Source organism: Acerihabitans sp. TG2 (genome assembly GCF_035013185.1).
Taxonomy (GTDB): Bacteria; Pseudomonadota; Gammaproteobacteria; order Enterobacterales; family Enterobacteriaceae; genus Acerihabitans.
The window spans coordinates 48,357-59,433 of sequence record NZ_JAYGJO010000026.1 but is presented as its reverse complement, the minus strand read 5'-3'; the positions used below and the strand labels follow the sequence as shown (position 1 = coordinate 59,433).

The following is an 11,077-nucleotide window of genomic DNA, read 5'->3' as shown; positions in this document are numbered from 1 at the left end:
GGGTTCAGTATGAGGTTTTACGTTTAATGGCTGTGCGTGAAGTTACTGCGCCGTGAGTGCCTGGCTGCTGGGAACAGGGCCTAACGTGTCGGGCGCTAAGTGATCAAGGTCTGCTTCAATCATCTGTGCAAAGCGCTGGCTTAACGTTGCCATATCGGTATCACCCTGATAGAGCGGATAGGCCATGTTGGTAGTCACATTAACCATGAAGGTTGTCGGCGTAGCAATCGGCAACCCATTACCAAAAAAAGTCAGGATTTCGCCTGCAATCGGTTCGTTTGCGCCCACTTTGCGGGGGATGAGTGCAACAGGGAACGCACTATCGCCGTAGCCGTCGAGGGTGTAGGGGTATACTTTAATTCCGGCCTGATCTGACCACTGTTTCAGCTTAGGGTCGAATTTCGCGCTGTACTGGCAGCCGCGCTGCATGAACACCACAATGGCGTAGTTATTCAGGTTCACTTCACGCCCATCGGCCAGCGCCATCAACTGTGGTAGTCGAGAAGCTGCTGCTGCCCGGCCAGCCGGCAGGCCAAGGTCAGGGAGCGCTGGCACCCAACCTTTTTGTGTTTTAGCGTGATCAAGCGCCGCTATCTGATCCGCTACAGTGGCGTGGCAGGCCAGAGGTGAAAGCATCAGAATAAAAGGGATGATTGCCTGTAGTTTCACAGTTTCGCCTCTCTGTTCTGCTCACGGGATTTACGATGCCGGCGAATTTCAGCGACGATAAACACCCCACCCGCCAGCATCAGGCAAGAAAAAGTCGCGATAACCAGCACCTGGTGCGTCAGGCTTGGTGAATACGCCAGTAACTGCCGTAAGCAGTTGGCAACAATGCCAGACATGAAGAACAAGGCCACCACCGGGAGCTTATTCATAGTTATCCTCCATACACCTTGGATTGTTTTTGGGCCGCAAGAAAACAATGCCGACCAGCCGGCTAATCAACTGCGCCTGGTGTTTTTCAGTTAGTGAAAGCATGTCATGTCCTTAGAATTGAGGCTTAAATCCGGTGGCCACGTTGAGAAACCGCTTTGCCAGGTCGTCCTGCGTCATAAAACCGTACGCCAGCGGCCGGAAGTTGCGTGATGCCGGGTCAACCAAAAACAATGCCGGGAAGTGGCTTATACCCATCTTTGCACTCTGTCCGTCGTCCCGTCGGCTGTCTGGCACCTGCGGCGATACCTGCCCGTCCACACTGACCGGGATAAGTGAGATGTGTCGCCTATGGGCGAAGTCCGCTACCACACCGGCCATCTGCGCATCAATTGGATCGTTACCACGATAGAAGTAAAACAGCCCATATTGACCGGACAGCTTGCTGATAGCCTGTGCCTGATCGGCTTGGGCGCGCGCCTCTTGCAGCGGTGCGGTGCTGTTGTAGTGAGGATGTTCGAGGTTATAGTCAAGATCCGGATGTTTAAGCTGCGCAACCGCAAACGACTGGCTGAACATCGAGGCGTGGTCCGTCCAGAACTTCTGCCAACGTAGGAACGTCGCCGTATTTTCGCTGGTCGGGTGGAGAATGGCGCGAGCAAGGGCCTCACGCGTGTAGCCCTTTAGCAGATCCGCCTGCTCCGTTGGTGACAGTTTACTAAAGTCCGGTACCACCGGCGTGGGCGCAGGTTTTTGCTGCGACACCACCGGTTTTTTTTTCGGTTCGTTGTACCAGTGCCAACCGGTGAAGGGATCAACGGATGACACCACAGTGTCGGCAGGCGAATGCCCGTCATCGGCAAATGCAGGTACAGAAAAAACCATGAGGCAGGCCAGCAACAGCTTTTTCATCACTTCCCTCCGGTCTGTGCGTTAACCTGGGCGGCAATGCGAACCTTGACTTGCTGCCCCATCGTAGCGGCGTCAGGGATTTTCTGGTTAGTCATCAGGTCGGTGTAGAAGTCCGAAAAATTGATAAGGTCAAAGTTAATGCTTTGCAGTTCCGGTATGGTGATGCCACGACAATTCGGGGAATCGCCACTACCGAAGCTGACACCGAGCTGGTCACGTCGTCCTTGTTCTTGAATAATGCGAGCAAGTTTGCCCCCGAACACGCAGTACACCTGTTTTTTCTGAATGCAGATCCCCAGGACCGCATGGGCACAAGCCTCGCCAACACTGACTACCACTTTCTTAGCCTTTGCTTTCCCGATAGCCATTTCCTCGCTGTTGCAGTTAGCCAGTCCCGCGCTATTGCCCCATCCTGAATCCACACAGCAGTTGGAAAATCCGGCCATCGCTTTGCGACAAGACATTGACTGGCCAGTGAATGCCTTCACATTAATCTGGTCATTTTTGACGTCGTCACCAGCCGAGGCGAGCCCTGCGAGCTTCGCGACAGCTGTATCAAAACCACTGTCCCCAGCACCGCTGGTATCGCTGCAGTCGCCTGTTTGGCAGAAATAGTCGCTACCGCATAAAAGGCCGGTTGATGAATATATTTTTTGGCATTGATACGTTATTTTTTGATGCGAGCATTGCCCAGCTGTATGCTCAGTACAGCTGCTACCTGCTGCTGTACAATTGGGATCGCTCATCAATGAGCCGCAATTACCATTACTTGCAGGGGTGACCAAATAGGTGTCTGTATATTGCCAACAATTGCTATAAACAGTGTAGGTCTTTCCATTAACAACAGTAGTTCTATTGCCGCCAGAAACTGTGCATTGGGTTCCTATTAATTTCCCTCCGACACTAAGATCATCACATGATTGCTGAACATTAGTTTGAGGTTGCCATGTTTGGACTGTTGTCATTGCTGTTATACTTAAGATAAGTGACTCTGCATTTTTTCTAAACTGATTTATTATAGCATTCAAAAAAATACTTTCGTGGCCAGTTGCTGAGATCGTGATAGTGAGGGTTATAATATCACCCTGATTTATATGATACCCAGAGACTGAAATATTTTGCGAGGTCGTTCCTGAATCCCTAGCAGGAACCGAAACCACATTACCTAAAACATTGACTTTGCTCTTCCATACGACAAACCCACTCCAAACAATATTACCCCACTGCAAATCTCCAGTAAATGGTGCCATAAATGTTGCATGAACCTCATGTCCCACAAGAGAGTACGTGAAATCAGTCGTATTTATAACCGCACTTTGATTTGTTTTGGTATTAACATACTTCCCACCTATTGATACCAACCTATTACATGATTGAGTTACAGCGACATCTTTATCACAGGTATAATTTTGAAAAGTAGATTTTGATACCGTTGTATCAGTACATTGAGAGTTCGTACCGCTCGTTATAGAATCCGCATTTGCTTCAGCCGCTTTCCCCGTAGTAATAAATATTGCATTAGGGTCGATGGTTGTTGCAGGGTTTTTGGTGGATGAATCATTTATTGCCTTTGCAGCATCATTATTACTTAATTCGGTTTGTCCCTTATCAGCAATGCCGCCATCCCCCCCTTGCACACCACCGTAGTAGCCACTTTGCGAAGGACTGGCGGTATATCCGGGAATAACACTGGATGGCGAGGTATTGCTCATGCCAGAGGTACCCTGGCCACTGTTAGACTTACCGTAGCTTGAACCGGCGTTGTAGGCATCGCTCACCGCGTCGGCCTGTGCACCATGTGCGCACAACAGCAGAAGTGACAGAAAAAACCGATTCATTTTATGCCTTCCCCGTTCTGCAGCAGTTGTGTTGCAGTGACACCGCAATCTCCACGCCGTTTCACTTCTTCCAGCGCCTGTTTTATGGGCAAGCTGCCGTAGAGCACGTCATATTTACCCGCGCAGGTCACGACCAGCGCTGGAACAGCCTTAATGCCATACTGCTGGTAAAGCGTTGGGTCTATCTGGACACCCGCCTGCTTGTCCTTTTTTGACAGTTCAAACATCACCGACGCCGTTTTACGAAAATCGTTATCCAGCAGGCCACGAAGCGTGGCGGGGATACCAAAGCGCCGCGCGTCCTGCAGCATCGGCAGTAGCCCCTCTTCGGGAATACCAAGACTCACGAAATAGACCGCCTGCGGAGTGGTACGCCCCGCACTGTTCTGCTCTGCCTGGGAGGCGGCAATTTCATTTTTAAACTGAGACACCCGCCCCTGCTGTGCTTGTGGAAGCGTGATGTTCATGCCTTTCAGCTGTGCCTGAAACTGTTCGAGTTCTCGTTGCTGTTGCTTCATGTACGTCATGTCGTTGCCGGACACGCTGGGTTGTTCCGCCGCCTGCGTAAATGGGGCACAGAGCAGCGCGGCGCTGAGCATCAGCGTCGAAATCAGGGATCTGTTCATGATAAGTCCTTACAGATAAACGCAGTTGCGCTTTCGCCACATGAGGTAACCGAAGTTCTTCTTGGATGCGGGGGTATTGTGTACCGAACCCCAAAGTTGCGTGGTCGTGCCAAAAGGATGGCAATCACTTGGTTCGGGATACATGTTGACCATCTGATAGCGCCATCGAGATTTAGGAATGATCGGGGACGGGTACTCGTAGCACACCGCCACGTCCGCCCCAACCGTTTCCATTACCAGTCCCTCCCGGTGCAGTTTAAATGCCATCCGTTCGCTGACCAGTAACGAAGCCTCAAGCGGTGAAAACTCATTGCTGGTATAGCCGGTGAAAGGGTACATCGAGCCCTGAGCACCCGCGCACCAAAAAAGCGGGTCTAGCGGTACGCCCGCCGTTGAGGCAATGGAGTCCGCCGCACAGGCGCCCTGAGCTAAAAGGTTTGAAAACAAGCTCACCTCGGGATTAATGATCATGGACAGTGTGCTGTCATTCCACAGTGGGTCCACCTCAGAGAGGTAAGCAATGTCCATGTCACCCGTTTGCATACAGCCTTCACTGGTGATGATGTTCAGCCAAAAAATCAGCGGATACTTATACCAGTGCACATGATAGAACGCCCCTGGCGACGGCTTATCACTCTGCCCACCAGTGCCGGTACCGGTGCGCCCGAGATCAATTTTAAACCCCCCCATATTCACCATCACACCCGGCTCTCTCGTCACATCAGTGAGTGCAAGCGGCTCCCAAAAACCGATGGCCAGCCCCAGGCGATAAAATATGCCGTAGGGGCAAAGTTGGATCGGTGAAGCTGGATTGGGTGTGTCTGGATGTGCACCGGAAGCAATCGGGATACTGCCAAGCGTCATGGGAAACAAGCACTTCCAGCAGACGTCACTAATAGGGTTTACCCATCGACCGTCACCGGCATTGGCATTAGCGGCGAGCGCAGGCGTACATAACATGCCAGCCCATACTAAGGCAAAACAGAGAATGAATTTGCGCACAGGTCCTCCGGCAGTGTGATGAAATTGGCCAGGATCTGCCGCACATGAACACTTTGCAGGTGATGGTTAAACTCAACTTCAATCTCATATTTCAGTGAAGTACGAATATTCACAATGTGCCCCCCTTTTTCAGGATGCCCACACCCCGCCGCAGGACACTTCGGATGTCGCACTCATTTAGCGATGCCAGAATAATTTTGGTTCTGAGCTCAGTACTCAATGTCAAAAAAGTTTGCAGCGCGGCACGGATAACCACCGATTCGGTATAAAGCGGGTGTTCTTTCGTCATTTCGCGCAGGCCGTTTTTATCGGTTTCGTCCATGCGCACGGTCGTAGCAAAACGCTTGGTCTTGTCGATATCATTATTGTCTTTTACGCAGTGACTCATTTCAGTGCCACCTCCTCGACCTTAAGCATGCGGTTGTCGCGACTGATGCGCACTGGCGTATGCTCGAAGCCAAATTTGGTTGTCAGGGTGCCGTACTGGTCGAAGTAAACCGGTTCATCCAGCGCGTAACTGGTGTCGCGGATGTTGCCGTTGACCAGAATGATCTTGAAATTAACCTGCCCAGTCAGTTGCTTTTTCACCCACGCCATCTGCGCCGGATTGTCGCCATCGATAAAGTAGAGCGTCTCACTAAAGAGCACTTTATCCAGTGGGTTCACCGAGTCCCCCTCACGCGCAATGACGTTACCCTGCATATCGCGAAGGGTCTCACGCACCGTGAACGTCGGGTCATAATGCAGCGTCCGGTCCGTTTTCGCCGGTGTCAGCCCCGCGACGGGTGTGGGTCGTACGGCGTGAGCTTTTACTCTGGCCTCGGTCTCACGCTGCATACGAGCCATTTCGCCACTGTCCTTCATGTCTTGTAGGCGCTGGGCAATGAACGTTAGTAGGTCAGGCTCGGTTATCGGAAACAGATGGCCAATGGTGCCGAGTTCCTTTGCTCCTGCTGGCATGCTGAGAAAACCTGCCAGCAGTATGACAGCCAGCCTTTTTGTCATTGGGCCTCCTGCATCCGCCGGGCAATATCCGTCTGGATCTGCGGCGTGATGTTCTTCGTCGGCATCACCACCGCACCCGGCACCAGGATAAGAGCATCATGCGTCATCACCCATTCCCCCAGGCTTGCATTCAGTGCCTGGTTAAATCGCGTCGTCAGAGCTCTGGCAGCGTTTTCGTCGAGTGGCGTCTTTGCCGACTGCTGAATGAATGTGTCGATGGTGCCCTTCATATCAAACACCACAGTTTCACGCTGAAATTGCAGCGCTACCAGGGCGCTAACACTGGCGCACACAACAACTAGCAACAGCGCCGCTGCCGCGACTCTAACCCTCTCATTTCTGAAGAAGGCCACTTTATGCGTCGTCCCCACCCCATATTGAAAGGTGTCAGCATCAGCGCCTTTAGGGCTAATAGAAGGTTTATTTACCGGTTCATTCATGGGAGTATCTCCTTTGTGTCATTTGCGCGCAGGCCAGCCCACAGCTCCAGTTCACGCATCTCGGTCTGATACATGTGGGGCTCTGAAGCCAATAGATACGCCGCTTCTTCGCTGGTCGCACCGGCTATTTGCGCCTCACTCATGTACTGGAAATCCTCTCCACGGGTGCTGAACATTGCCCGCGTCACCGGGTCGACGAACACACGGTGAAACGAGCTGTTTTCCCCTGTCGAAATCATCACCGAGCTGAAACCCGTGTCTTTTGCTGGCTGGAAACCTCGGATAACCTGCGTTTCCAATTCGCTGAACTGATCGGGGTTGGCATTGAGGTAGGTTTTAAACGCCTTGGAGTCTTGCAATAGGGTCACCTTCGTGCCGCTACAGTCCCAGGCGGCAGCGGCTGCAGGCGGTGCCGCCTGATCTTTGGTGCCGGTAAAGTCCTTGATACCCTGAGTGATTGTGATAAAAGCGCCGCGATGGCGACGCACAGTACGATAGCCGGTCTCGATAAAGCGTGCGGCGTGCGGGTTAGATCCACTAAACAAGCGCCATGCCTCATCAACGATGGCCACTTTTTTCAGATCGCGTGGCGAGTGGTACATTTTTTCCTGAATTGCCAGGATGAGCGAGTACAGGATGGCCGACAGCAGGTGCGGCTGTTTCTCCAGGCTTAACAACTCCAGCACCGCAAAGCGGGTTTCACCATCAAGCGTCGGGCTGTCAGAATTGAAGTATTCGCCGTTCGCGCCCCAGGTACACCATCGGTCAAGCAGCAGGACCAACTCATTGATACGGCTCATTATGGTCGGCTGCTCGCCATAAGCGTTTTTCACTTCCTCCGACGTCATGTAACCCACCACATCGTCGATGCGCGCTTTGTTGTTTTTCGCCCCCCAAGCGGCTACCACGCCCTTCATCAAGATGTTTTCGCTGACTTTATCCAGCTTGTCATCAGGACTCGCCAATACGGTGAGCAGACCGGTGATACCCTCCGCCGATTCCTTAATATCGAGCACATTGGCAAAAGGGTTGAAACGCAACGTCGCACCATCCAAATAAACACCGCCTGCCTGCTTACAAAAGTTCTTGTAGCTGGCCCCCATGTCAATAACCCAGGCAAAGCCGCCGGCGTTGAGGACCTGCCGCAAGATTTCCTGGATGAAGAAGCTTTTTCCCGCCCCGGTGGTGCCGGTCACAGCGATATTGAAGTTAGTGCTGCCGTTGCTCTCACTGAACATGTCGAAAAATGCCAGCTGATTTCGGTAGGTCGGCAGCGGGCTGCCCACCGGCGACATCTGCCGTTCCGCTACCACCGGCATCAGGTTGACGGCATTAAAGCTTTTGCAACGCATGGTGGCCCCCATTTGCACCATGTCTTCCCACAATCCTTCCTGCATCATGAACGGGAACGTGCTGATCCAATTGCGCAGTTGTTGAAAACGCGGCGCAGAAATTTCAAGGTCGTTTTTGCGGAAAACGTTGATGGCGGCAAGCTCACACGACTGTTGTTCACTCGGGTCGTCGGGTGTGAATAACGTCAGGTTCAGGGTGAAGTTACACATTGCGATTTCATTGCTGGCAAGCCCCTGTCGCAGATCACGCCACTCTTCATAGGCGCGCTGTGTGCCGGGGAACAGCTTCGCATAAGAAGTGGCGGCCTTTTTCCCGAGGTCCTGCTCTTTTTTAAAGGCGTCATTCTGGCTTTTAACCTGTTCCTCAACCGACACTGTCCAACTGATAATGAACGGACAGGGAATACCCAGATCGGGAAAACGCATATTCTGTAAGTTGTCCGACGCCTGCCAAAGAGCAAATTGTGTCGGCGTTTTGGTGAGTTGCATGTTGACGATCCGAGTGCTGGCCACAGCGTCATCGCGCCCTTTACCCAGGAGACGGTCCTCTGGCTGGCGTGCCGTAGTCACACGCAGATAACCCGGGCGCACCTCCATCTCGGTGCTGTGGTCCACGCACTGGCGGTGCAGTTCCTGGTCGGGATTCCAGTGATCGGCGCTGCGAGTCACCTGTCCGGGACGGTAGTTCAACTGCTCGCGCATCACTGACAAAAATTCCGACACGCCAACGCGCCGCGTTTCCATGTGAGCCGCCATCAGAGATACTCGCAGCGTCTCGCGTAACTGCGCCACAGAATCCATAGCTCGGATACCCCCGCGCCCCGTGCGGGCGTATACCAGGAACACGCGATAATCGCGCAGGTAAAGGGGATATTCCCGTTCATTACTGAGGCCTTTCAGCGCAGCGCGCTCCCAGTAAGCCTTGGTGATCGCGTTGAGTCGCGGCGCCATGTCTCCCTTCCACATCGCCTTGCTCAGACCATGATCCAACATTTCGCCAACGCATTTGCTGGCCACCATTAGGACTGTGATGGGCGTTTTGCGGGGCATTTTTTTACGTAGGAGATCGTCCAACGCCTGAACCACCTCCTGATTAGCGCCGGCAAGTGGCGCGACTTCTATTATGAAGCCAATAGACCGGCTGTTAATGAAGAGCTCAGTTTTTTCATCATACATGCGGTAAGGCAGCAGGCTGGTGATCGAGGGATAACTTAAGCTCTGCTGCAGCAAGTCGCCCGCTGACTTCGCCCCACCCTCATCTTTGCTACCTGCGACAATATTCATTAGCTGATCTAACCAAGTATCACTCATACAGGCCCCCCTTTATCCGTCGATTCATCATTCCCCCTCGCTGATGACGCGAAAATCCGCGTCCCAGCGCGATTTAATCTTCACAAACTCAACCACAGCAGGCTGATGGAAGCTGTCCTGCTCATCAACCCATGGCGCGATCCACAGACGCTGCGTGGCGTCTGGAATGCGATGGGCATCCACCTGTCCCGGACCTGAATAGTCAGCGGGCGTTACCGGACGGGATGTGGAAAGATGCGCGGTACTGCTGGAGGTGACCGGTATCGAGGAGGTCCTCAACAACGAGCCGCTGTTGCTGATGGGCTGGCCAGCCACAAGACGAGGTGTGAGGGTTGCTACACTGATTTTTCGGTCAGGGAAAATGACTGGCTTTATATTGCTCGTTGAGGCCAGCGTTTCAGCGACAGGCTTTGGGGTGGTCTCTTTCCCCGCGGTTAGGTCGTCAAGGCTTTTGCCCTTTGCTGCAAGATGACTGGCGTCGGACATAGACAAACACTGATCAGTAGCGGTCTTGTTGCAGTCGAAATCGGAATTCATACCAGCACAGCCGGTTAGCATGCCGCACAGCAGCACGCCAGGAAGAAACTTAAGCATGGGAGTGTCTCCGGGCAAAAAAGAGCCCTGTCAGAATTAAGATGATATAAGTTGGTGTGATTTAAAAAATGAAGAATACGAAAGCAGGAAGTTTAGAAGTTCTGGTATCTGGAAGTAATATGCCCTCCGTCATAGTGGATTATGCGATCAGCGCGCCAAATTTTTGTTCGTAACGCTGTACCAAACGACGGAGCACATAGGTCTGTGTTTCAAAATTTTTTACCTCTTCGCGCAGCCCGTTAACCTCGCTGGCTAATCTCGATTTTTCCCTGACGGCTTTGCGGACTACCTCTTTGGCGCCCTCTGGGTCGCCAAATCTCACGAGTGCATACGCTAGCATATCGAGTTCGAAACGCAGATCGGCGCGAGCCGGCCATCGAGGTTCACTACCCCAAAGTTACACCACCGGTGACCACCAGCACCGACGGGTTAGCGCTCCTTTCCATAAAACACTACTTTTATAAAAAATCCGGTAAACATGATGAATAAATAGGCCCCCCACAGATAGGCATTTTGTTCACCATATAATGCGTAGTTAAGGTAATAATAGACATATATGAACGAGAGCATCGAGATAAAGCCATATAATATTTGTTTAGAACTCATATTTAAATTTACCTTTTGGTTGTATGGACGACATCGCGTTGCGGCAATTTCACTCAACTTTATATGCGTCATTCTAAGAGTTTCCTAGGTTGAACAAGCTAACGTCGAGGCCCTATTCCGCCGTATCGTTATTGGCCGCGTGCGGCTGCAAGAAAAAAAACCATAAATGGAGCCATCCCGTGCATCCCTAAAATCATTACAAAACCATCATCATCTATCGTTGGGACATGCCAGGTAATGAATGTATAGCCAATACCCAGAATCATCCCTAGTGCCCAGATAAAGATAAACATTAAAATAATTGTAATTACTTCAAAATTTTCGTTTCCTGCCTTTAATAAAGTTAACAATAAGAAAACACTACCCACGCATATTCCTAGACGAAAACTTGTCCAGTTAGTCGGAGTGAGACCGTGGCGAAACAAATACGTCCAGGCTGCGAAAAAAACGACAATCATCAGAACAAGAATGGCATAGGGAATGCGGTTATTTTTACTGAGAAATGTCACCGTGTC

Annotated in this window: 13 protein-coding genes; all 13 read right to left on the bottom strand. The window is 51.8% G+C overall.

Features of this window, described 5'->3' with window-relative positions; translation table 11 throughout:
• Window positions 1-42: 42 nt before the first annotated feature.
• A complete protein-coding gene (trbB, locus tag SJI19_RS19550; RefSeq protein ID WP_323479937.1) occupies window positions 43-669 on the bottom strand; it encodes an F-type conjugal transfer protein TrbB in 627 nt (208 codons plus the stop codon).
• Complete coding sequence (locus tag SJI19_RS19545) at window positions 666-878, bottom strand: hypothetical protein (RefSeq protein WP_323479936.1); 213 nt, start codon at window positions 876-878, stop codon at window positions 666-668. The genes trbB and SJI19_RS19545 overlap by 4 nt, the downstream gene beginning before the upstream one ends.
• A gap of 112 nt (window positions 879-990) precedes the next feature.
• Window positions 991-1,788: a type-F conjugative transfer system pilin assembly protein TraF gene (gene traF / locus SJI19_RS19540; protein ID WP_323479935.1), complete on the bottom strand. Its 798-nt coding sequence runs from the start codon at window positions 1,786-1,788 to the stop codon at window positions 991-993.
• Window positions 1,788-3,626 (bottom strand): type-F conjugative transfer system mating-pair stabilization protein TraN, encoded by a 1,839-nt coding sequence (traN, locus tag SJI19_RS19535; RefSeq protein WP_323479934.1) that lies wholly within the window; start codon window positions 3,624-3,626, stop codon window positions 1,788-1,790. The genes traF and traN overlap by 1 nt, the downstream gene beginning before the upstream one ends.
• A complete protein-coding gene (gene trbC, locus SJI19_RS19530; protein WP_323479933.1) occupies window positions 3,623-4,252 on the bottom strand; it encodes a type-F conjugative transfer system pilin assembly protein TrbC in 630 nt (209 codons plus the stop codon). Before trbC ends, traN begins: the two co-directional genes overlap by 4 nt.
• Window positions 4,253-4,261: 9 nt before the next feature.
• A complete protein-coding gene (traU, locus tag SJI19_RS19525) occupies window positions 4,262-5,212 on the bottom strand; it encodes a conjugal transfer pilus assembly protein TraU (RefSeq protein ID WP_323479953.1) in 951 nt (316 codons plus the stop codon).
• A gap of 151 nt (window positions 5,213-5,363) precedes the next feature.
• On the bottom strand, window positions 5,364-5,642 hold the full coding sequence (locus tag SJI19_RS19520; RefSeq protein ID WP_323479932.1) for a hypothetical protein: 279 nt from the start codon (window positions 5,640-5,642) through the stop codon (window positions 5,364-5,366).
• On the bottom strand, window positions 5,639-6,259 hold the full coding sequence (gene traW / locus SJI19_RS19515) for a type-F conjugative transfer system protein TraW (RefSeq protein WP_323479931.1): 621 nt from the start codon (window positions 6,257-6,259) through the stop codon (window positions 5,639-5,641). Before traW ends, SJI19_RS19520 begins: the two co-directional genes overlap by 4 nt.
• On the bottom strand, window positions 6,256-6,699 hold the full coding sequence (locus SJI19_RS19510) for a TrbI F-type domain-containing protein (protein WP_323479930.1): 444 nt from the start codon (window positions 6,697-6,699) through the stop codon (window positions 6,256-6,258). Before SJI19_RS19510 ends, traW begins: the two co-directional genes overlap by 4 nt.
• Window positions 6,696-9,362: a type IV secretion system protein TraC gene (gene traC / locus SJI19_RS19505; RefSeq protein ID WP_323479929.1), complete on the bottom strand. Its 2,667-nt coding sequence runs from the start codon at window positions 9,360-9,362 to the stop codon at window positions 6,696-6,698. The genes SJI19_RS19510 and traC overlap by 4 nt, the downstream gene beginning before the upstream one ends.
• Before the next feature lie 27 nt (window positions 9,363-9,389).
• Window positions 9,390-9,956, bottom strand: a complete 567-nt coding sequence (gene traV, locus SJI19_RS19500) for a type IV conjugative transfer system lipoprotein TraV (protein ID WP_323479928.1) — start codon at window positions 9,954-9,956, stop codon at window positions 9,390-9,392.
• Between the two features lie 139 nt (window positions 9,957-10,095).
• A complete protein-coding gene (locus SJI19_RS19495; protein ID WP_323479927.1) occupies window positions 10,096-10,296 on the bottom strand; it encodes a hypothetical protein in 201 nt (66 codons plus the stop codon).
• A gap of 394 nt (window positions 10,297-10,690) precedes the next feature.
• Window positions 10,691-11,071, bottom strand: coding sequence for a hypothetical protein (locus SJI19_RS19490; RefSeq protein WP_323479926.1), 381 nt, complete (start codon window positions 11,069-11,071; stop codon window positions 10,691-10,693).
• Between the last annotated feature and the right edge of the window lie 6 nt (window positions 11,072-11,077).